The organism is Brevibacillus brevis (genome assembly GCF_900637055.1).
Taxonomy (GTDB): Bacteria; Bacillota; Bacilli; order Brevibacillales; family Brevibacillaceae; genus Brevibacillus; species Brevibacillus brevis.
On the sequence record NZ_LR134338.1, the window covers coordinates 4736245 to 4758611 of the forward strand.

General features: G+C 44.0%; 16 protein-coding genes and 1 tRNA gene. 2 read left to right on the forward strand and 15 right to left on the reverse strand.

What is annotated here, in order from left to right; translation table 11 throughout:
• Positions 1-217: 217 nt before the first annotated feature.
• From EL268_RS22770 to EL268_RS22805, 8 genes are all read right to left on the reverse strand, one after another.
• Entirely contained in the window at positions 218-1075 is an 858-nt protein-coding gene (locus EL268_RS22770; protein ID WP_106654640.1) for a LysR family transcriptional regulator, read from the reverse strand.
• On the reverse strand, positions 1068-2444 hold the full coding sequence (locus EL268_RS22775; RefSeq protein ID WP_106654639.1) for a TIGR02679 domain-containing protein: 1377 nt from the start codon (positions 2442-2444) through the stop codon (positions 1068-1070). Before EL268_RS22775 ends, EL268_RS22770 begins: the two co-directional genes overlap by 8 nt.
• 429 nt (positions 2445-2873) lie before the next feature.
• Positions 2874-6923, reverse strand: a complete 4050-nt coding sequence (locus EL268_RS22780) for a TIGR02680 family protein (protein ID WP_106654638.1) — start codon at positions 6921-6923, stop codon at positions 2874-2876.
• The gene (locus tag EL268_RS22785) at positions 6889-8046 is read right to left on the reverse strand and encodes a TIGR02678 family protein (protein ID WP_106654637.1); all 1158 of its coding nucleotides are present in this window, start codon (positions 8044-8046) and stop codon (positions 6889-6891) included. The genes EL268_RS22780 and EL268_RS22785 overlap by 35 nt, the downstream gene beginning before the upstream one ends.
• Positions 8046-9527, reverse strand: a complete 1482-nt coding sequence (locus EL268_RS22790) for a TIGR02677 family protein (protein ID WP_106654636.1) — start codon at positions 9525-9527, stop codon at positions 8046-8048. Before EL268_RS22790 ends, EL268_RS22785 begins: the two co-directional genes overlap by 1 nt.
• Positions 9528-9910: 383 nt before the next feature.
• On the reverse strand, positions 9911-10645 hold the full coding sequence (locus EL268_RS22795; protein ID WP_106654635.1) for a hypothetical protein: 735 nt from the start codon (positions 10643-10645) through the stop codon (positions 9911-9913).
• Positions 10646-11120: 475 nt separating this feature from the next.
• A tRNA-Ala gene (locus EL268_RS22800) sits at positions 11121-11196 on the reverse strand.
• A gap of 171 nt (positions 11197-11367) precedes the next feature.
• On the reverse strand, positions 11368-13962 hold the full coding sequence (locus tag EL268_RS22805) for an Ig-like domain-containing protein (RefSeq protein WP_106654634.1): 2595 nt from the start codon (positions 13960-13962) through the stop codon (positions 11368-11370).
• A gap of 184 nt (positions 13963-14146) precedes the next feature.
• Here EL268_RS22805 and EL268_RS22810 point away from each other — a divergent pair, with 184 nt between their 5' ends.
• Positions 14147-14788: a YdcF family protein gene (locus tag EL268_RS22810; protein ID WP_106654633.1), complete on the forward strand. Its 642-nt coding sequence runs from the start codon at positions 14147-14149 to the stop codon at positions 14786-14788.
• On the opposite strand, the gene dnaI is transcribed toward EL268_RS22810, so the two are convergent.
• From dnaI to nrdR, 3 genes are all read right to left on the reverse strand, one after another.
• Positions 14765-15697, reverse strand: coding sequence for a primosomal protein DnaI (gene dnaI, locus EL268_RS22815; protein WP_106654632.1), 933 nt, complete (start codon positions 15695-15697; stop codon positions 14765-14767). The two genes, EL268_RS22810 and dnaI, sit on opposite strands and share 24 nt — an antisense overlap.
• Positions 15698-15712: 15 nt before the next feature.
• Entirely contained in the window at positions 15713-17152 is a 1440-nt protein-coding gene (locus tag EL268_RS22820; protein ID WP_106654631.1) for a replication initiation and membrane attachment family protein, read from the reverse strand.
• Between the two features lie 154 nt (positions 17153-17306).
• Positions 17307-17786 carry a transcriptional regulator NrdR gene (nrdR, locus tag EL268_RS22825; RefSeq protein ID WP_012685137.1) on the reverse strand — a complete coding sequence of 160 codons (480 nt, stop codon included), beginning with the start codon at positions 17784-17786 and terminating at the stop codon, positions 17307-17309.
• Positions 17787-17923: 137 nt separating this feature from the next.
• Here nrdR and EL268_RS22830 point away from each other — a divergent pair, with 137 nt between their 5' ends.
• Positions 17924-19057 carry an HD-GYP domain-containing protein gene (locus EL268_RS22830; protein ID WP_106654630.1) on the forward strand — a complete coding sequence of 378 codons (1134 nt, stop codon included), beginning with the start codon at positions 17924-17926 and terminating at the stop codon, positions 19055-19057.
• A gap of 60 nt (positions 19058-19117) precedes the next feature.
• Here EL268_RS22830 and EL268_RS22835 read toward each other — a convergent pair whose 3' ends face one another.
• From EL268_RS22835 to mutM, 4 genes are all read right to left on the reverse strand, one after another.
• A complete protein-coding gene (locus EL268_RS22835) occupies positions 19118-20164 on the reverse strand; it encodes a glyceraldehyde-3-phosphate dehydrogenase (protein ID WP_106654629.1) in 1047 nt (348 codons plus the stop codon).
• A gap of 174 nt (positions 20165-20338) precedes the next feature.
• Positions 20339-20902, reverse strand: coding sequence for a lytic transglycosylase domain-containing protein (locus EL268_RS22840; protein WP_106654628.1), 564 nt, complete (start codon positions 20900-20902; stop codon positions 20339-20341).
• On the reverse strand, positions 20899-21507 hold the full coding sequence (coaE, locus tag EL268_RS22845; RefSeq protein WP_048031720.1) for a dephospho-CoA kinase: 609 nt from the start codon (positions 21505-21507) through the stop codon (positions 20899-20901). The genes EL268_RS22840 and coaE overlap by 4 nt, the downstream gene beginning before the upstream one ends.
• Positions 21508-21528: 21 nt before the next feature.
• Positions 21529-22356 (reverse strand): DNA-formamidopyrimidine glycosylase, encoded by an 828-nt coding sequence (gene mutM, locus EL268_RS22850; protein WP_106654627.1) that lies wholly within the window; start codon positions 22354-22356, stop codon positions 21529-21531.
• Positions 22357-22367 lie beyond the last annotated feature (11 nt).

Consider the following 22367-nt stretch of genomic DNA (forward strand, 5'->3'; position numbering starts at 1 on the left):
CTAAGTCACATCGCCATTATGCCATACTGGATAAGCATTACTGGAATACATCGATAAACGGCGTGTCTTCCGTTTTTTAATTCCTATCTGATGGTGCATAACGTGAATGGAACCGGTGCCTCTACACATTTTAGCGTTTTTCTGTGGTGAAAGCTGCACTAACAAACGTAAGTCATCTTATTTCTAATATGAAAGCCAAATTAATAGTAGGCAAGAGTTAACTGAAAATATTTAAAGTACTCTCTAGTATCTGTCTATTAATTGATTTATATGCGATAAAAGACTCTCTTTTTACTGATAGATCTTCAAAAATAATTTTTGATTTATTATCTTTTAATGATTTTTCTAAAAGATATTTTGGCAAAACACTTAACCCCATACCATTCTCAATTGCAGTTAAAATAACATCTAGGTTTGGAAGTATATGAATCGGTTTTATTAATGGATATTTTTTGAAGTGCTCTCTCCAAATCATTTTAATTATTGGTAAGTCAAAGCTGTAACTAATCCAATCCTGTGATATAAGCCAATACTCAATTGTATTTAGATCTGTTGTATCAATAATTTCATAATGTTTAGGAGCAACAATTACAAATTCTTCATCTGTTAGCTTCAAATAATCAATCTCGGAATAACTAAACTTCTTTGACGTAGTTATAATATCCAACTTATTTTCCATTAAAAGCTCAAATAGTTGATCAACTGTTCCAAAATATGAGATGATTCCAATCTCTAGTTTACTGAATCTAGGAAGTAAGCAGTTACTAAATAATTCATTTGTAGCTCCAATTCTAATTGTTCCTATTCCAAAAGAAGCTGTTGTTTTTAGAGTCACTGCAGTTTCTTCTAAAGACTCGATTAAAGGAGCGATCTGCGAAAATAACATTTTTGAGCGTTCTGTCGGTAGCATTTTTCGCGTTGTTCGAATAAATAAAGGCTGCCCGACTTCTGCTTCAAGGAATGACAAATGCTGACTTATTTCTGGCTGTAACATATTCCGAAGTTTAGCAGCTTCAGAAACTGAACCGCATTTATATACTGAAATAAAGCTTCTATACCACTCAAAGTTAAGCATTATTCTTTTCCTCCACTGCGTAAATCGTATTACCAATTATGTCTTCATATAACCTATCAACTAATGCTTCTTGATAACCAATCCTCGCCGTTTTCAAACTTAATCGAGTGATATCAAGAAAAGGATTTTCCATATCTCCTAACACGTTGGAACCTATCATTTTTTCTATAGGCACCCAACGTTTTTTATCCTTAATATCTAAACCAGTGGTCTGTACTGAAATCTCGTAGTCTGAAAGGGTATATCTCCACAGTTGAACCTTCGCTTGCCTTGAGCGCAAACGCTTCAAAATTCGATAGGCCATGCCCATTCCTTCTGGATCAAAATCCCCAGAATATTTTATTAAAAAGTTGTTATCTCCTAGCCGATCTAAAAGAGCTAGTGTCGATAGTTGAAATTGTCCAGAGGAACAAACCATTGGAGGAAGTTGAAAGTAAGATATTTCTGCTTCCCAACGATCTAATATTGCCGAAAATACTGAGGGATTCTCTATCACATAAACTATGCGCTCTCTCATACGCTCAAAAATAGGATTAATATAATCTGAACGAACAATCGTTCTTAATGGAATAGAAATCACAATTCCTGATTCTGAAATATTTAGAAATTTTAGACCGCAACAAGTTACAGAAGAAGATATATCATCGCGTAATAACATATTATCAAAATAAAGTTCAGATAAATCCTCAGTCGAGGTAGGATAACTTCGGCTTGTAATATGGCACAAACCAAAAATCAGCATTTTTCCTAACCGCTTGTCCGTGTCAAAATCATGAGGATAACCTGTTATTTTTGTAGCCAGCATTGGTAGGCGTACATATTTATTCTGTTTCTTTAGTAATGATAATTCTAAAAATGTATCTATCATGATTTCTAAAAAACGTTGAAGAAGAAGAGAATCTTCGTAATAGATATTTCTAATAAATCTATAACCTATTCCTTTTTTTTGTTTCAACTCCTGAAACCACGTAATCAAGCTAGATTGCTTTAATGAGGCATGGTTCTCGATGCTAATCCAAAATATGTCCCATATCTCATTTATTTTTGCCTGCATTTCTCTTCTTGAGATGAGGGGCTCTTCGTTGACATAGGCCTCCAACAAGTCTTTAACAGCCACATTGCAAAAGGGTGTACGTTTCAAAATATCTCCGAACTTTTCAAACGTCGTTGAATATTCTCTAGTATTTATATCCTTTCGGAACAATCCACTAAGGGCACGTTGTTCATCAAGAGTTAAATTTTTCAATTTCACAGTACCACTGAAACGTCCATCCCTTTTTACCTTCTTGATCATAGCAAGAAAAAATTTTTCATAAGCCTCATCACTTTTAAAAAAAGCTACCGCATCTTTTATATCTTTTACTGTCATAATGAAACTCCTTCATTCATCTAGATCTCACTCTCGTGCTCATTTAATCCGATATCTGGAACAAGCGAGGCAACAATTAAAAGGAGTTCGACCGTATTTCTGTGAGAAACAACTGCAGGAGCCTGCTCCCCACTTTGATGGTTTATTAGATTGGACTCATAACCTTAACAGCCGTTTCACACCTCAGTCTTCGATATGCTCTCGACAAATATCACATCACTCCAAAATTGGTCATGGTTGTTTAAAAGAGTGCTCATATAAAATCAGTTCAACAAAATGCTCAATTCGTATCAAAATTGAACATCCCACGAGACGTCTCTTCATTGCCCCCGATTCTTTCTTTTTAAGAGTCCAATTGCAAAAACTGAATTTCTACAAGTCATACTTTAAATTAAAAATGTGGTTGCATATCTTTATGCCCACACTCAGTTATGTTCCAATAATAAGTTGTTTCGGATGAAGCTCATCATATTCTTGAGTTAGAAGAGGAAAACGCTCCTCTCCGTTCCAATAGAAAAATGCGATACTAGCGTAATTAGCACCTTGAGGCCGTATAATATGAGCAATGGATAAGGTATTAACTGTTTCGTAATCCCCCCACAACGCCTGGGATGTCAAGATGTACGAAATTTCCATTTCTTCAAGTAACGCAAACATATCTGCTATGTTTTTGTCATCTACACCAGCAAACGCCTCGTCTAGCGTAACTAATCTGGCAGCATCTTCATTTGCTCCTTCATAACAAGCATGTAACGCAGAAAAAAGAGGTACATAAACCGACAACGCTCGTTCACCACCGGAAGCAGTATTTAAGAACTTTCGGTTTACTTCTTCCCATTTCTGACCCTTGTAACATTCGAGCTTAAAGTCAAACCACTCTCGGTAATCCAAGACTTTACGGAGAGCGTCCTGTATACTGATTTCTGATGATTCTTCCTGAGCCCATTCCCGTGCCCGTTCGACCTGTGCTCTAAAATGTTTGGAAATCTTCCCATAGTCCTCATCATTTAAGAGCTCCGGCCGAGCCATTAACAATTCTACCAATTCTGTAGTATTTAACGACTCGTCACTCTCCGCTTTTTTGCCTCTCCATTCCAATCGAAAGGAAATAGACGCTTTCCGATTTTTCATAACGTGATTCAAGTTATCAATCCATCGTCTGGTTTTAGTTATTTTTTCACGTATTGTATGACCTAATGTGTTCAAAATGACTTCTTCAAACAGACGCTGCCGTTCTTTATCTAGGCTTAGTTGTAGATGACTCAATTTCTCAGTAATTTCTCTAACAGCTTCGTCAGGATTCATTCTGCCAGTGCCCGCTATACATTCCACAATCTTTCTTTGGGCAGACAACCCCTCTTCGTTTTCGAACTGAAGTTTAATGTCGAAGAAATAGCCAGGTACTGTCTCCCTTACGAGTATGTTACTTAACTCATTTAAAGCTGTTTCACTGTCCTTTGTAACTCGTGCACCCCATTCCCGTGCAAAGGATATTAAGTCAGTTGTTGGGGCTTTATGGTAGGGCAACGACAGCTCGCATTGCAAGATTGCTTCAGCTCGTGAAGTCCGATAGCTGAGTAAGGATAGAGCATTTTGTGCATCTATCATGTTATATTCGCTGGTCTCTAATCCATTTTTAAGTTCTCCCCTATACGTTAATGCATTATCTCTTTCTTCTTTAATTTGAGTCAAACGTTCTACGATGAAGTTTCGACGATCCCGAATTTGATTAGCACCTACGTCCCTGATTAGTATGTCTACAGCTTCTAGTTGACCATTTACTCTCGCAATCTCTGATTGTATTTCATTTTGTTCGCCGCGGATTAGCAAAAGCCCATTATCAAAATCTATAATCCGTTCAACTGAAATTTTAATCCTTTGCTGAAGACTCTTCATTTCATTAGACTGATTTTGAATGGTGAGTATCAATTGAATATATTCAATCAATATTTTGATAGCTTCTTCACAGCCTTGTTCTGTTACTTCCGTTATATTTAATTTTAGAGCAGAGATTTCCTTCTTCATTTCTACATACTCGTCGTATATTTTCACGTTCTGGGTACGAAGAATTTCTAGTTCTTCTTCTAAATGGTCATATTTGTATTTTTGTTTGCCTCGTTGCTTAAGGATAACAAGTATTTCCGTAGGCACCGGCAAGGCTTCTTCCTCAGATTTTAGTTGTTTCATCGCACAACGAACCTGTTCAATCTGTTTCGAGTACAAAGTAATGGCATCATCCGCTTCTTGAACCCGTTGTTGCAAGAATTGAATTTTTTCCTGCCGCAACAGTTCGCGCGCAGCTTTACCGATAAAAGAAGCTGAAATGGTTTCTGCATGTCCAACTAGAGCCCCTATCCGATACTGCTTGTTTGAAAGCAAAAACGTGTGGTTATCTGAGTCACTGGATATCGAAATGGAAGATAAGCATCGCGCTACCCACTCTTCATCTAGACCAGCTAGGGTGGTTGTAAGTTCGACATAGGACAGTAGAGTTCCATCACGATCAATTTGATCTGCAGGAAGGAGCATCCGATCCTCTGACACCTCTCTTATAGAAGGAATAATCAAGGCGTCCAGTAAGCCGGTTGCGTACAAAGCGGATTCAATATCTTGGCGCGTCGAGGGATTCACCGATTCCTTCCACTCTATTAAAGAAAACAATGGGGCATGGGGAATGCCAGTTTCCCTTAAACGTCTGCGAAATGCTTCTGCCCCTAGTGACCGTTCTGGTTCGGGATCAATCATAGTCTGCCAACGAAGTAATTCTTGTTTTCTTAGTCGTGCTTCTTTATCCCAGTAAGCCAACATTTGTCTTACTTCTGTTTGCATCTGCACTATCTTTTGTTCCTGTTTTCGCACAAGACTAGTAATAATCCCCTTTATCCTTTCGAAAGAATCGCCTTCTGATAACTGGGTAGCCAACTTGAAGAGCACCCTCTTTTCCTGGTCTCCCATGGTCAACACTTGAACATTTTCTCTCCAATTAGCAAGTTCCTGCATATAATGTTCCTCTTTGTCGATGAGTTCCCCATTTAGTTGCGAAATTCTTCCTTGCACCACTTCTTGCCTTTGCATCAACTCTTCTCTTTTTTCGGCCATTTCTTTTAAACGCTGCTGTTTTTGGTTTAGAACACGGAGTTTTTCCTGTACCTGCTGTAGTTCCCCATGATAGGCTTTCGCCTGTTGAATCCAGGTAGTAAAATCCGGAATTTCCTTCCTTGCATAATAGTCATGCTCGAAAAAGGCACAGTCATCAGCCCTTCGATCCATTTCGTTCAAACTGTCTTGAAATTGTTTGGTTATCCGCTTATGCTCAATCTCCATTCCTTCCTTTGCTTTTTTCTCCTCATTCCTTTTCACTAATTCAGATTGGTATTGATCGCCTTTTCCTTTGGCTCGTTCTTCCTTTGCAATCAGCTCATTTTTTAGGTTTTGCTGTTTCTCAAGTAAACTGAGCGCTTCATGATCGTCGTAGCTTTCTTTTTCCGCCATTAGTGCTTGGTCTTCCTGCATTAAGCTTTGAATCTGATCATCTAACTCTTTTTTATTGAGTGCTAACTCTGCGTGCCGTAGTCTCATCAGATCGTAATGCTTTTGTCCCTCTGTTTCGTTGTGACAAGCATCGTTATATTGTCTCGCCTTCTCACTTAAGACGGCTTGATTGTAATGTTGATAGGACCGTGTTATTTTAGTCAATTGCTCTAATACCCTGGTTGATGTTTCCACATCTTCATGAATCTCATCTATATATTGAATAGAATCAATCAATACCTTAAGCTCGTCATCTGTAAGAGCTGGCATTGATTTTTTTAATATTTCATAAACTGCTTTCACATTCATGTCTTTGGCGTTGGCTAATTTCGGCGTTCGCAGTTGAACTAATAATTCAATCCAGTTTTGAAACGCATCAATAGTTGGAAAACCAAATAGTATCCGGTTCACCCGATCAGCATAGTCTGCTTTTTCTTTTTCATCAAAATGGCTTACACCATCAGTTACACATTTCCGCAGTTCCGCTTTCGATAGTGTAACCATTTCCTGATCCCCTTCTGGAGACATTCTATCTCTCGTTACCTTAAAGTCATACCCGTACCGATCGTTGTTATGGATAATGAAATACCATACATCAAGCTTGGTTCTTCCCTTTCTACCGTTCAATCCTATGCCAAGGGTAATATATCGTTTCTCATTTGTTTTTTCGAACTCCAGCAAAATATAACTGGTACGTTCCGTGCGATTTTCCATCTTGCTTTCAAAAAGTACATAATGCTCCATTTTACGATCCTTGCTCCCAAAAGGATCTAGGCGCTTAGAGGAAATGTTACCGTCTAGTATTACAGGCAGTAGGCTTTGCATAGTTACGGATTTTCCTGTCCCGTTTTCACCTCGCAATAAGAGTTTTCCGTCTCGAAAATTGAATTCTTGATGGTCAAATACCCAAAAGTCAATCAAAAATGCCCGACTCGGTCTCCAGTTCATGCTTTTCCACTCCTTTTGATATGTTGATCCGTCCTGATGCTCGTAGGATGTGAGGAGAAATGCGAACCGTATACGAATCCGGCAGTTCTGCCATTCCCCATCTGAAGAGGTATCTTGTTATTTCTTCTACCCATTTTCCTAGCTTCATGTCGTCATATTCTTTTTTCCAATACTCACCGTATGTATCTTTTAAGTCATGAAGTATTTGCTCCCATTGATTCCTGTTCATGTCGATCCAACCGTTGTAAGGACGAAGACTTCCTTTTTTGAGCTCCTCTTTAAGTCTATCGGCTATCTGAAGGCTGATATCTGAAATGGAAGTATCGGACGGGTAATCTTGGTAGACGCTTCCTTCTGGAATATCTCGTACTGCCAAGATCCCTTCGATAAACCGTTCCAAATGAAACGGAGTATGCCTGCCAATATCAACTTCTATGGCCTCATACTGCTGTTTAACATATTTGACATCATCCAGACTCAAACGTTCGTAGAGCAGAGATGGCTCCAAAAGCAATGTCCGATAGATCAACTGCCGACGGTCATACGCATGAAGGCCGATGAATTGCTCAGGATCTAGCATCCCTTCTCCCACCGTACAAGGAAACTGCCTAATAAAAAATTGGGCAATGGGCGGTATTTTGAACAGTACCTCTTCTTCAAAAGCATCGATATCTCCGTCCCGTTGAACTAGGATTCCTGTTTTCACAGCATATTTGAAAACCCTAATCAAACTTAATCGGTTGCGGTGAGTTTCAAGAAATCTGTTGTCTTTCTCACCAAGGAAACTTCTCAATTCTTCGCAAAATTCACTGATCAAGAAAGTTTCGTCATAACGGTTTTCAAAAAACGCCAACAGAGCAAAAAACACTGTGTAATCCATAGGGTTACGGAATGATTCCGGATTCAATACTAAATTAGGAGTAGGGTGGGCTGGAATTTTCTCTAATCGGGCAAATATTTTTCTATACACCACCAATTCATAGCCCATTTTTTCACGAAACCAAATTTTTAATGGCGTTTCGAATTTTTTTATCAAGTCAAATTCCGTCATTTTCTCTTCACGTACAATCCAGTACTGCTCCAAAAGCAAGTTAACGGCTTTTTTCCATTCCTCATTCTTCATCAAGCCTCTCCCTTCTTCTTAGTTTGCAAGACAAGAACCCCATTAGGTGCCACCAGTTGGCCGTCCAAGCAGGAAATGCGTGCTTTACCTGGAAGAGGAATCCATAAGAATGTCTGGCCCCACTCCGTTTTCCCCCGATTGTCCAATGAGTTCATGCATCGATTTAACAACTCGAGCACCTTCGACCTTTGAGACTTGTCTAAAATCGGCAAAGTGTCTAATTTGATTTGATTCTGTTGTATTAAAATCAAAAAGTTTTGTTTTTGGCGTTCTTGTTCTTTAATGTAATCTTCCAGCAATTCTTTTTGCTTGGCCCTATTATTAGCAATGGCACATATTTTGCCTTTCGTGCGGAAACCCGGCCTACGTGATCTAAGTTCCAACGGCTCTTCCTCACACTCCCATAAACTCTCCACTCGCCCGGAAGTATCATACGGCTCACACGACATATGCATGGTATGGGGGACTCCGATGACTATGGACGCCAATTTATGTGCATCTTCTTCTGCTGTAAGCTCATAAAAGTGCTTAGCCAATTCCAAAAACTCCTGCTTGCGGCTACGCAGTGTCTGTTTGGATTCTAGCAGCCTGCTTGCAAAACGTAGGATTTTTCTAATGATTTCACCAGTTTGAACTAATATATTTCTTGCCTCGTTGTCCTCTCCGCAAAACCACATGAATAATGAGTTCCATTCCTCTTTGAGTCTTTTTTTGGTGTCTTCTAACGATAGTTTTTCGCCAAATCTAAAGATAGATAACTGATACTCAGCCACACAGATAATGATCTCATCCAGCCATTCCCGATGAAATTTTTCCAAAAGAATTACTTGAAACAAGGGAATTTTTTTTTGAAGAACCTGAACGAAGTCTTTTAGATAATCTATAAAATCTTTTTGCCGAACCAAAAATGCCTCACTTAGCATTTCATCTTCCGCTTGGAAAGATGAGATATGCGCTAGATAATCACTAGTTTTCCTGTCTAAACGCTTGAAAAATTCCATGACATCTTCCCACCGCCGATACAACTCTTCCGGTAAAGTATACTTATTAAATGCATATAGAGTCTCCAGTGCCTCAAGAAGTCGGTCGAACAAATTTTTGTCCAGTGAACCTCCTCCAAAGTCAGCCTGATTTTTCTCCAATGTCTCCACAAAGCGCTCTATCTGAATGGTGTAATGAGTGGCTTGGTATTTAAATCGTTTTGCTTTAAACTCCTCAATGCTGTAATAATCGTTAGCTTCCTGACGTGAAGTGATGTTTTTCCATCCCTCCAAAACTTCTAGATCTTTCTTTACATCGTGGATGGTATACGTTTCAAATCCTGTGTACTGTTTTAAGTGTTGCAAAATATCCTCTGCCCGTAGATAGGGCCGGTAGCCGTGTTGCTCATAGAAGAACCGTAGAATAGGTCTGTAGCGGTGCGTATAATCCGTAGACAAATAATTCATTTCAACTACTTTTTTCGTATAAATGCTCTCCATCTGCAGCACCCTTTTTTTGGAACTTATTATAATTATATCATACTGACATCGAGGGTAACTTTTACTGCTTATTGGATTTTTTAAGTAAGTCTTTAGTTAGGCTACTGGTGCGATACCGTATTCAACACTCTAAATGTATTGAATGCGGGAAGATGCATACAAAAAAACGGCATCTCTGCCGTTTTTTATCTAATCAATATGGTGGAGCATAGCGGGATCGAACCTCTGACCTCTACACTGCCAGCGTAGCATTCTCCCGTAATGGTTAGTTTAATCTATGAAACCTGTTTAAAGGTTTCATTGCTTTCGCTCTTTCCATTAAGTCAAAATATTTTTCCCTATAGAAAACTCCCATGCTGGGCGAACCACAAAAAGAGAGTCCACTAATCGCCCTTCTTCTCCTTGCTTTTAAAGAAATCGATGAAATTTTCACCGAATTTACTAAGAGATATTTTACTGTCATCGTAAGGAACTCTTTCTCCACTTAATGCTCCCCATGTACGTGGCTTAATTATTAACCCTTGTTGTTCTAGCTTCTGTTCTACATAGGTTTTATAACCTTCCACCTCATCTAGCCGATTTCTACCTTCACTCGTACGATCAAGTAGTAACTCCATGTATTCGACGAAATCCTTGTTCGACTCATTAGCGGCTCTTTTATCGAATTTCATTAGATGAAGTATTTCATTTATTCGAAGGGTGTTTAAAACATCGTAATACGCTCGTATCATACTTTCTTCAACATCAGATCTATTGACAGTGTTTTCTAACCCATTAAGAATAATTTTAATTTTCTCTTCTTCTTGCTCATTATTTAGGCTTTCCATAATAAGCGGGAATGCCTTTTGAGTGACAAGCTCTTTATGGGATTCCTCCAACTTTTGTACCTTGGCATTTATTTGTCTCAATTCTGCTAAATGATCATTTAGTCTCTTATTCAGTCTATAAAACTTGTAAGCGTTTAAAGCTGCACTCCCAAATGGAATTGCCGATGCTCCAATTGACGTAACTTGATCAAAAAGTAGTTCACCAGCACTGCCTTCTTCAATATCAAGGAGCCCCATTACTACAGTTTTAACTTGATCTTGAACACTATAAACTAGGTCTTTTCCCTCCAACTGATATCCCTCATTCCACATTAGTACTATCATTTAAATGAGAAACTAAACACATTTTGTATTTGTCCATGTTACTATATTAACATGCACAAAGGACGAGAAAATAACGTGTTTTGTACGTGGTTTTGTCATCTGGATAATTCTACTCCATCTACTCCAAAAATCAGCACAGACAAGGTTTTAACGCCTTCATTAACATCACGTTGTACTGTTCGGATTTCGATTTTGTGACATTCAACCAGTCTCTCGGCACCCTAATTTTCCCTAGAAATGTAAATGGAATAAATGATCTGATACCTTCTCCGATCTTCCGGTTGCCCTGAAGATTCACACATTACTTTAAATACACGTACCATTCTCTGTATGAAAATTGACCATCGCTAAAGTTCTCTACTAGTCATATCCTCTGGTTATCTGCCTTTCCCCTAAAATGACAAAAACCCCTGATTTCTCAAGGGTTTTAATGTCTTTCATATGGTGGAGCATAGCGGGATCGAACCGCTGACCTCTACACTGCCAGTGTAGCGCTCTCCCAGCTGAGCTAATGCCCCATATCTATGGTACTTCCAGCGTTTACCGCCTCAGTGAAATCAGTATAGCATACGCCCGCCGTACACTGCAAGCGAAAAAATCTGATAAATCCCCGTCCCAGCTGAAAAAAAACCACAAAAAAAGCCAACCGATCTCCACCGGTTGGCTCCTCTCTTTTCCCTATCAACCCACTATCTCACCGTCACCACAATCGGTGTCTTCTTCCCGCCATATTGCACATAAATCGTCGCTTTACCCGACCCTGTCGCCTTGATGACGCCGTCTTTTACATCGGCTACCAACAGACGAGAAGTGGTCCAGAGAGCTGGCTTGGTGACATTTTGCTCAGAGCCATCTGCATACGTCGCGATAGCGCTCACTTGCTTCACTTCACCTTTGCTCATGACAAGCTGTACGACATCTGTCTTCAAGTATTTCAATGTATCAACATCGACTGGGATCGATACGCTTTTGTCGTTGTATCTCGCTGTAATCGTTGCTTTTCCGTAGGTACGTCCTGTAATGAGGCCTTTGGTTACGTCTGCTACCTTGTAGTTGCTCGTCTTCCAGTCAGCCATTGAGGTAACATCCATTGTGCGGCCATCGGAGAAGGTAGCTGTCAAGGTTACTTGTACGTTGCTGTTCGACTTCGTAGATACGAAGCGCTTGTTTGCTTCCAGCTTGCTCACGATTCCGACTTCTACCGGGATGCTGATCGATTTGCCGCCGTATTTCGCGGTGATCGTTGCACGTCCGTTGGAGAGACCTGTTACGCGGCCGTTTACCACATCCGCTACTTTTACCGAGGACGAGGACCATTCTGCATCACTGGTCACATTGTCCGAATTGCCAGCGGAGTCTGTTGCGTTCAGCTTGATCTCTTTTGACTCGTTTACGTTCAGGATCAGCAGGCGAGGATCAACGGAGAGATTCGTCGCTTGATCTACTTCTACTGCAATCGTAACCGACTTGCCATCGAAGGTACCTGTTACGGTCGTTTTCCCTGCTCCTGTCGCTGTGATCTTCCCGTTCATTACCTCTGCTACAGCAGCAGAAGCCGAGCTCCATGTCGCTGTATCTGTTACATCCTTAGTCGTTCCATCTGCGTAAGCTGCTGTCAGCTTAACGGTTTCGGACTTGCCATTGCCAAGCACGATCTTTTTCTTGTCTACCGTCAATGTCTGCATGACGCCAACCGATACGGAAATGTTCACTGTGCGTGTTCCGTATGTTGCTGTCACGGTCGCTGCACCTGTTGACACACCAGTGATCAAGCCTTGACGCACGCTTGCTACGTTAGGTGCACTGGATGACCAAACGACTTTTTGTGTGACATCTTCTGCTGGAGTGCTTCCATCTGGATACGAAGCCGTTACCTTCACTTGCTTCGCGCCACCCACTGGGATCGCTACTGTCGTGATATCTGCAGCCAAGTTTTGCGGTACATCTACATCGACAACCAGTGTCGCTGTTTTTCCGCCGTATTTAGCGGTTACATTCGCCGTTCCAGCCTTGTAGGCGGATACGGTCTTGCCACTAGCAAAAACGGCATCTGCATTGTCCGAAGACCACTCTACTTTTGAAGTGATATCTTCACTTGTACCGTTTGCGAAGGACGCGTTTACAATTACATCTTTCGTTGTTCCGCTTTTCATCGTCAGGAAAGCTGGAACGATATACAAGGAACGAGGTACTTCTACATCTACGCGTACCTGAACCGATTTGTTTCCGTATTTCGCAGTAATCACGGCTTCACCGGACTTCACCGCGTGGATTTTCCCGTTGCTGTAGTAAGCAACGTCCTCGCGATCGGAGGACCATTCGGCCTTATCGTTCACTACCGTGGAACCGCCGCCATTGGCATACGTTGCTTTTAGCTCAATGTCTTCTTCCTTGCCCACATTCATGAAAATGTTTTGCTTGTTGAGTTCCAGCTTTTGCGTTGTATCCACATCGACTTTGATCGTCGCTGTTTTTGTACCATACTTCGCAGTAATCGTTGCTGTACCTGCGCCATAAGCCTTGATCGTGCCTTTGAGTGCATCGGCTACAGCGGTATTGTCTGAAGACCATTCAGCCTTGTCGGAGACGTCTTCCGTTACACTTCCATCCGGAAAAATAGCTTTGAGCTTGATTTTTTCTTCGCCGTTCAGCAAGAGTGAAACCTGGTTTTTGCTAGGCTCCAGTCTGTGTGCAATCTCTACATTGACAGAGATAGTCGTCGTCTGGCTGCCAAACTTCGCTGTCACGGTACCTGTTCCTGAATTCAAACCTTTGATTGCACCGTTGACTACAGTTGCAATCGCCGGATTATCAATGGACCAGTCTGCTTGAGTCGTTACGTCTTCTGTTGTCCCATCACTGTATACAGCTGTCAGCTTTACGTTTTCCGTGTTGCCGATCCGTACGTTCAACGTTTGATCTTCTGTCGTCAGTGCCTTTACCTTTTTCGTTACAGTTACACCTACTACAACAGGCTTACCCATGTACGTAGCTGTTACGGTTGATTTCCCTACCGATTTGGCTGTAATCTGCCCCGCATATACAGAGGCTACATCCGCATTTTGCGTGGTCCATTCTGTCTTGACGGTGACGTCTTCCGTTTTTCCGCTCACATAAATAGCGGTAGCCGTCAGCTTGGTAGAATCTCCATTTTCCAAAGTTACCTCGTTCTTGGACAGAACGAGTCGGCTGATTTCATCGGCAGCCAATCCTACCCCTGCGTTTCCAGTCCCCACTAATAGCAGGACGGCCAGAAACAAGAGCATCGTTTTTTTCCAGAACATCAACTAGCCTCCCTCGCAAGTATGAAATTTGCTGTTCTTCGAAACCATTCCACCATTACTATATCGGCAAAGAGCAAGAAACAATTTACTAGTTTTTCGTGTCAGGCATGTGTCGAGCTTTGTAACTAGACTCCATTTCAAACGTCTAAATTAAAGAGAGCGACTATGAGGGAGATTTCGAAGAATGAAAAATCGAACGACAAGCGTACAGCCTCCTTGCTGGCGCAGGATTTGGATAGGATTGGAGATTATCGTTCTGCTCGGCCTGATATGGTCGGGCTACAACTGGTACCGTATCGAACAGACGATTGAGGGAGCCAACGCCCAGCACGCAACTGTCGGCATTGTCCTCGGTGCAGCTGTCTGGGGAGAGGGACCTAGTCCTGGTCTGCGCGAGCGTCTGGAGCAGGCGGCGACCCTGTATGAAGAAGGTTATGTATCGAAGCTGTTGGTCACAGGCGGCCTCGGTGAAGGCAAAACGATTACGGAAGCTGCTGTGAGCAGAAATTACTTGGTTGCCAAGGGAATTCCCGAAGAGGACATTTTGCTGGAAAGCAAGTCTACCAGCACATACGAAAACCTGCTGTACGGCCAGCAGGTCTTGGAGGAACATCATATACAAGACGCCCTGATCATCAGCCACGACTATCATTTGGCCCGTGCAATGATCATGGCTGATTCACTGGGAATTGTCGCCTCTCCTGTAGGGACGACGTCACACGTCCTGTTTGGACCGTATCATAAGGCGAGAGAAGTACTCGCACTCACGCATTGGGAGCTCTCTCGCCTCTGGACACACGTGCTAGGAACGGTGGTTCTCGCGTAAAATTTCATACACATCGACAAAATGGCGGATTCGCTCCATGATGCGAGCCGCTTTTGTTTGTTCGATCCGATTTCCGTTGGAGATAGACATATGCTCTTGCAGTTCACTCAGCGAGTAATTCGAAGTAAACAGCGTAGGCAAATGGTTGTTTGCCCGCTGATTCAGTATTACCCCCAAAATCTCATCCCGAACCCATGGCGTCAGGTTCTCTGCGCCGATATCATCGAGGATCAATACTGGTACTTCTTTCAACAGCTCCAGCTTCCCCGCGTACGATTGATCCGAGATGGAATCCTTCATCTCCCTGATAAAGTCAGGCACATACACCAGCAAGGAAGCGACGTTGCGCTCCGAGAGCTCGCGACCGATTGCTCCCATGATGTAGCTTTTTCCTACCCCAAACGGACCGTGCAAATAAAGTCCTTTTACTCGCTCGCCTGTTCCGACTTTTTCACAGAATTGAATCGCGGCATCTACGGTAGCCAAATTCCCGGAATCAATGACCAAGCCCTCAAAGCTCGCGTTCAAGGTCTCTTCGGAAACGTAATAGCTGCGCATCAGTCGGCGGCGGCGAATCTCTTCCTCGTGCGACAGTTGCTTGGAACACGGTGTCATCGAACTGATAATATGATGGTGAGCCAGCTCCAAATGAGTGCTATGCCCCTTGACCAAATTCGGGCATTCGCCAAGACCCGGACAACGCTCACACCAATACTGCTCCTTGACTGCCGTATAGATGTTGGAGAGCGAGCGAAGGTAATCGTCCCTGGTCAATGCGGGATGCTCTTGTTGAAATGCTTTTAAATAGGCTGACGAACGGAACATTTTATCTAACTGCTGATCCGGTGTCAGCAACTGACGCGGTGTACGTTTGGCGAGCTCTTGCATGAACTCACTGATAGATTCCATGCTCCCTCACACTCCTTATTTCCGTTTTCGCAAGGTTTCCAGTCTTTTCTGCAAGTCTGGAAAATCCTGAATGGACTGTTTCTTTTCAGCATCCGACGCAGATTTCTCCTGCGACAGCTGCCACTCGACAGATGCTGGCAGCTTGTCCTGCAAGATGGCTCTACCGTTGCGTCTTACAGGAGCAGATTCCTTCTTGCCCGCTTTTGCCTTCTCAGTTGTTTGTGCCCGTTGATCCGCACGTTCGAGGATCTGCTTGACTGCCTCGTCAGCTGTCGCGATCCGTTTGGCTTTCCAGCTGTCACGAATCGTCTCCATGTACGCTTTTGGCAGCTCCATTTGCATGCTAGCTAGCGTATGTAGCAGCAGCGCATTGACGACTTCCGGCTGCATCCCATCCGCAAATACAAGCGTTTCCGCCCGTTCCAAAAACACCTTGCTGATTCTGCCACCAACGACCTTTTCCAACAGGGTCACCGGAGATAGCTGGCGACAAGCACGGATAAAGGCTTCGCTGCCAGGCTCAGGCAAGCGACCCGGTCCCCATCCATCCTCTGCCGTGTCAGTTGCAGGCGCCGTTCGGTACAGCTTGTCTTCCGTGTAGCGTTGTACCAAACGCTTGCGTAAAACTTCTCCGTCCAAACTCCGATCCGACTTGTACAGTGTCCAATCACGCAGCTCCTGTCCCATCCCCCAGCTGTCCAGCTGATAGAAATGGCACAGCGAAAACAACAGCTCCATGCTCTTGCCTTCCAAAACTTTGACCGAGTCGGCATTATCCGGCAAGTACAGGCGCAAAGACGATACACTCAGCGAATGGTTGACTTGTGCCTCATAGCCAGATTTCATCGGCGCTTGCGGGAAGCTGTTATCCATCTCGGTTAAAAACTGATCCCGCTCCGATCCTTTTTTCACTTCCAGTTCCGATGGCTTCAACGACTGGAACACATCATGGAAATCTTTCGTGACGTTTTCCACAATGGAGTATTCTTGATCCAACTGACTGCCAAGCGTATCTGCATAATGCTGGCGCAGTTGCGAATAGCGAACGTTTTCGATTTTGTTTAACAACATCAATGACAATACGTAGTCTGCAAAAAACTCAGCCGGACTAAGCGGCGGTTTGATCAAATACTCGTAATAATAGTCACGCTGCTGATTTTCCCTGCGGCGCACCTCGACTAGCCCGATTGCCTCCAGACGTTCACGCGCATCCAATAGCCGATCCAGAGAAAGCGAAGTCGTCAGCATCAAACTGCGATGGGTCCCCTCCGAGGAGGCTCCGCTCACCTCCTGCACGCCATGGACGAGCAGTTGGTAGAGAGCGTACGATTCGACACCGATGATCGGCAAGTATAGCTGCGTAACAAAGCCCATTTCGGCAAAGCCAATCGGTCTTGCCATCCGCACCAGATATCGATCCTTCGGCAACAACTCGTTCCAAACTAAACGACGCATCAGATCTTTCCTTCCTGACAAAATTCGATTCTATTATTATAGCACGACTACCCATTCATTCGCGGAAAAATCAGCTGGAAAGCCAAAGAAGCCCTGGCGGATCGGCCGCAAGAGCGTGAGAGAGAAGTTGCGAGTTTGGCAGAAAAAAGCTTATCTATTCTTTTGGAAACGAGCTGTTTCGCGCTTGAGCCAAAAGCTCCTCCAGCTCTTTCATAAATACATTGATATCTTTGAATTGGCGGTATACAGAGGCGAAGCGTACATAGGCGACCTCATCGACATGGTATAAACGCTCCATGACCTTCTCCCCAACGTCATTGCTCGGGATCTCTGCTTGCCCGCAGCTGCGCAATTCTTTTTCAATGTCATTCACTACATTTTCAAGCACTTCCAACGGCACAGGTCGCTTTTCGCAAGCGCGCACCAGCCCGCGCAATATCTTGTCTCGACTGAATTCCTCGCGTGTTCCGTCCTTTTTCACAATTAACAAAGGTGTTTCTTCTACCATTTCAAAGGTAGTAAAACGGCGCTCGCAGGCTTCGCACTCACGGCGGCGGCGAATGGATTTATTATGATTGAAAGGACGTGAATCCAGGACTCTAGTCCCATTATATTCGCAAAATGGACAACGCATATCAGAATCAACTCCAATACTGACAATACTTGTCTACAGTGTCCCTCATATTCCTGTCAGAAGTCAAGTCAATCCTTGTACCTATTTAAAGCATAAGTCGAATGGAGTACAATTATGGTACTGTTGGAGGGATAGTCATGCGTTTAGTATCTTTAAGGCACCTACAGCCTGGAATGAAATTGGGACGTACGGTCTTCACAGAAGATGGAAAGGTGCTTCTTGGAACCGGCATGCAATTAACGGAACGACTCATTTCCGGATTAGAGCGAGCTGGTGTTGATTCGGTGTATATCGATGATCCCCGTACCAATGACATCGTTGTGGAAGAAGTAATTCGCCCACAAACCAGGCAAGTAGCTGTGGAAGCCATCGAGAAGACGATCAAACAAATTACAAACTCAAACAAGCTGGCCCGGAAAATTTCCTTAAAAGAAATGGGCCTTCATTTTCAGCGTGCCTTTAGTTCGATTTTGGACGACCTGATGCAAAACAAACAAATGGTTGGGCATTTGACAACGATCTCCACTCATTCGCCATCCTTGTACCATCATTCTGTGAATGTGGCTGTGCTGGCGACTGCTGTGGGCATGTCTCTGGGCTACAATCGCACACAGCTCATGAACTTAGGGATAGGTGCCATGCTGCATGATATCGGCAAGATAAGCCTGCCAGAAGAGCTGTTGCAAAAAACAGAGCGTTGGACGGACGAAGAGAAGGAAATCGCCAAAGAGCATACGATGCTTGGCTTTAATTTGTTGCGAAAGCAGCATGATATCTCGCTTTTGTCCGCACACGTCTGCTTGCAGCACCATGAACGGCTAAATGGAAGCGGCTATCCACAGGGTTTATCCGGCAAGCAAATTCACGAATTCGCACAAATCGTCGGTCTCTGTGATATTTACGACTCCTTGACTTCTCCACGTCCATGGCGCAAGCGTTACATGCCACAGGATGCCGTGGAATACCTGTTTGGATCTGGCGGCACGCTATTCGAGCACCATCTAGTCAATGCCTTTATCAAGCACATTGCTATCTTCCCGATTGGGAGCAGCGTCGTTTTGAATACCGGAGAAGTCGGGGTAGTGAGTCGGGTTGATCCGGATTATTCGCATCGTCCTACGGTACGTGTGATAAAAGACGGACGAGGAAACGACGTCCCTAGCCCTTATGACCTCGATCTCAAGGCGAACATCCGACTGTTTATTGTCGGCTTTGAAGATGATGATCTGTTTAACGTGAACTCATTAGAAGATTCTTCTACCTCATCGTAAATAAGAAGCAACGCAAAACCCCTTTGCTCGAAATCGGCAAAGGGGTTTTGCTTATGCATTTTATTTTACACCAACGGCAGCTGCTTCTTTTGTTGCAGCTTGATTGTGCTGCTCGGATACGTGGCGAACCAGGTCTACAACACGGCAGGAGTAGCCCCACTCGTTATCGTACCATGCAATCACTTTCACCTGATTGTCTCCCATTACCATCGTAGACAGACCGTCGATGATCGAGGAGTGATCGTTGCCATTGAAATCGCTGGATACGAGTGGCTCGTCGCAGAACTCGAGGTAGCCTTTCATGCTGCCTTCGCTCGCTTCACGCAGGACGCGGTTTACTTCGTCCAATGTAACTGGCTTCTTGGTATTGACCACCAAGTCTACTACAGAAACGTTTGGAGTCGGTACGCGAAGTGAAAACCCATTCAGCTTGCCATTCAATTCTGGCAGAACGATTCCTACTGCACGAGCAGCTCCGGTAGTTGTTGGAATGATGGACTCGCTAGCTGCACGTGCACGACGCAGGTCTTTATGCGGATTGTCGAGGTTCACCTGATCGTTTGTAAACGAGTGAATGGTAGTCATGAGACCTTGTTCGATACCGAATGCATCATTGAGCACTTTCGCCACTGGTGCGAGACAGTTGGTCGTGCAGGAAGCATTGGAGATAATGTGGTGGTTGGCATGGTCGTAGGTGCCTTCGTTTACACCCATTACAATCGTGACGTCTTCTTCTTTTGCTGGTGCTGTAATCACAACTTTTTTCGCACCGCTTTGCAGGTGCTTGCCAGCGCCTTCGCGATTGTTGAACTTGCCTGTAGCTTCTACGACGATCTCTACTCCGAGGTCACCCCAAGGCAGCTTCAGCGGATCACGGTCAGACAGTACAACTGTTGCTTTTCCATCTACGATAATCTTGTTGTCTTGGACTTCCACTTTATTTTGCAGGCGTCCGTGGATCGTGTCATATTTCAACAAATGTGCAAGCGTCTCCGCTGGATAGCTGGCGTTAATTGCAACGATTTCAATGTTGGGGTCCTGGATAGCGCGGCGGAATACCATGCGGCCAATACGTCCGAAACCATTAATACCGATTTTAATTGTCATATATAGAAACCCCTTTCGAATTGAGTTACGCTTATCTGATACTTTTATTATAATAAGTATGACACAATTATCAATGTGTTTTACTGAAAAATAAATATTTGGACGATTTACCCTACCCAAAAAAAGAGGAAAAAGCCGCTCTCTTATCAGTAAGAAAGCGGCTTTTCATGATTTTTAACGTAATTGAAAGTCGTATATATTTTTGTAACGATCATGATAATAGAGCACTCGCTGGACATATTGACGGGTCTCCCCATATGGAATGTCCTCAATCGTCTCTCGAGTTCCGTCCCATTGCTCACTCGCGAGCCATCCGTTTACTTTTCCCGGACCGGCATTGTAGGCGGCAATGACTTGGACAATGTCCCCATCATAGCGGGACAGCAAAAAATCGAGATACCATGTCCCAATCTCGATGTTCATGACAGGGTCGTACAAGTATTGACTGTCCTTTGGACGGAAGCCTGCCTCCTTGACGATCCACTCCGCTGTTTCCGGCATGATTTGCATGAGCCCTACCGCACCCTTTTTCGAAACGCGATCTGTCGCAAACCCACTCTCGGAACGAATGACGGCCAATACCAAATGAGGGTCCACTTCATATTTCAATGCAGCCGTCACAATCTGTTGCTCATATTTGATCGGGTACATCCATTTCCACACCAATGGCGTGTTTAGCAGCAGAAATACACTCGCCAAAACGAGCAGGATCAATGCTGCACGTTTGCCAAAACTCATGATTGACGCTCCGATCGAATCGCGGCCAATACTGCCTCCACTTGACGCTCGGTTTCTTCACGCGAACCAGAATTATCGATCAGAAAGTCCGCCCCCTGCTTCTTCTGATCGATGGGAAACTGCGCCCGCAGTCTTTTTCGTGCTTGTTCTTCCTCTAATTCGTCGCGCTCCAGCATTCTCGCCAGTTGCATCTCGTAGGGCGCATAGACGACCACGATTTTTTCTACCATATGCGTAAGCTTGCTCTCATACAGCAGAGGAATGTCCATAAAGACGATCTCGGCTCCATTCGCTTCCGCTGCTTCGGCCTCTTCCCGCATAACGCGGCGTACCTCGGGATGGACGATGGCGTTCAGCTTTTGACGCTCGGACTCGTCCGAAAACACGATCTCACCTAGTTTTTTCCGATCAATCTGACCATCTTCCAATAGGATTTCTCGTCCAAAATGGCGCACGATCGCTTCATAGGCCAATTTACCTGGTTCTACGACCTCTCTGGCGATCTGGTCAGCGTCGATGACAGGAATTCCGCGCTCTCGAAGCATACCTGTCACCGTGCTTTTCCCAGTGGCAATTCCGCCTGTTAATCCTAGTATCATGCCCATCCTCCTCCCTTGGTAGAACTGTTATAACTTTTGGCAGGTTGGGCAAATATGTGTCCCTCTGCCGCCGACTACAAACCGAATGATTTCGGCCCCGCACTTCGTGCACGCCTCATCTTTTCGCCCATACACCAAAAGCGATTGCTGGAACATGCCCATCTCGCCCTGTCCGTTCACATACGACTTGATGGAGCTGCCCCCTTGTTCTACCGCTTCTTGCAAGGTAGAGACGATACTTTCGTGCAGTCGGATAACTTCTTTATCTGTCAGCGTTCCTGCTGGTTTCTCCGGATGAATGCCTGCTTTAAAGAGTGACTCGTCCACATAAATATTCCCCAGCCCTACAATACATTCCTGGTTTAGGAGAAGCGGCTTAATTTTTGTTGACCGTCCTTTTAACAATTTCCCCAAAACTTCAGGAGTAAAACTTTTATCTAGCGGTTCTACCCCCAGCTTTGCCAAAGGTCCGACAGTTGTTTCCTTCCCCTTAGGGAACAGATCCATCGTCCCGAACTGGCGAACATCCCGATAACGCAGCTCCGTTCCGTCCGTAAAATGGAAGACGACATGGGTATGCTTCTCAACGGGATCATCCGCCTGATACACGCCATAGCGCCCTTCCATACGCAGATGGGACACGAGCACATCCTCGTTTAAGAAAAACTGAATGAATTTTGCCCGCCGTTGGATATCCTGGATGGTTTGTCCCACCAAGAGAGATTTGAAAGCTTCCACGTCATCTGGCTGACGCACAATGCGCGCCAAATGAACACTGACTCTCTCAATCGTTTTTCCCATGACCAAGCCACGCAGAGTCCGAACGACGGTTTCTACCTCCGGCAATTCTGGCATATGCCCTCCTC

Excerpts from the sequence above, each read along its gene's own strand:
- EL268_RS22770 (WP_106654640.1), bottom strand. The coding sequence starts at position 1,075 with ATGCTTAACTTTGAGTGGTATAGAAGCTTTATTTCAGTATATAAATGC.
- EL268_RS22775 (WP_106654639.1), bottom strand. The coding sequence starts at position 2,444 with ATGACAGTAAAAGATATAAAAGATGCGGTAGCTTTTTTTAAAAGTGAT.
- EL268_RS22780 (WP_106654638.1), bottom strand. The coding sequence starts at position 6,923 with ATGAACTGGAGACCGAGTCGGGCATTTTTGATTGACTTTTGGGTATTT.
- EL268_RS22785 (WP_106654637.1), bottom strand. The coding sequence starts at position 8,046 with ATGAAGAATGAGGAATGGAAAAAAGCCGTTAACTTGCTTTTGGAGCAG.
- EL268_RS22790 (WP_106654636.1), bottom strand. The coding sequence starts at position 9,527 with ATGGAGAGCATTTATACGAAAAAAGTAGTTGAAATGAATTATTTGTCT.
- EL268_RS22805 (WP_106654634.1), bottom strand. The coding sequence starts at position 13,962 with ATGTTCTGGAAAAAAACGATGCTCTTGTTTCTGGCCGTCCTGCTATTA.
- EL268_RS22810 (WP_106654633.1), top strand. The coding sequence starts at position 14,147 with ATGAAAAATCGAACGACAAGCGTACAGCCTCCTTGCTGGCGCAGGATT.
- dnaI (WP_106654632.1), bottom strand. The coding sequence starts at position 15,697 with ATGGAATCTATCAGTGAGTTCATGCAAGAGCTCGCCAAACGTACACCG.
- EL268_RS22820 (WP_106654631.1), bottom strand. The coding sequence starts at position 17,152 with ATGCGTCGTTTAGTTTGGAACGAGTTGTTGCCGAAGGATCGATATCTG.
- nrdR (WP_012685137.1), bottom strand. The coding sequence starts at position 17,786 with ATGCGTTGTCCATTTTGCGAATATAATGGGACTAGAGTCCTGGATTCA.
- EL268_RS22830 (WP_106654630.1), top strand. The coding sequence starts at position 17,924 with ATGCGTTTAGTATCTTTAAGGCACCTACAGCCTGGAATGAAATTGGGA.
- EL268_RS22835 (WP_106654629.1), bottom strand. The coding sequence starts at position 20,164 with ATGACAATTAAAATCGGTATTAATGGTTTCGGACGTATTGGCCGCATG.
- EL268_RS22840 (WP_106654628.1), bottom strand. The coding sequence starts at position 20,902 with ATGAGTTTTGGCAAACGTGCAGCATTGATCCTGCTCGTTTTGGCGAGT.
- coaE (WP_048031720.1), bottom strand. The coding sequence starts at position 21,507 with ATGGGCATGATACTAGGATTAACAGGCGGAATTGCCACTGGGAAAAGC.
- mutM (WP_106654627.1), bottom strand. The coding sequence starts at position 22,356 with ATGCCAGAATTGCCGGAGGTAGAAACCGTCGTTCGGACTCTGCGTGGC.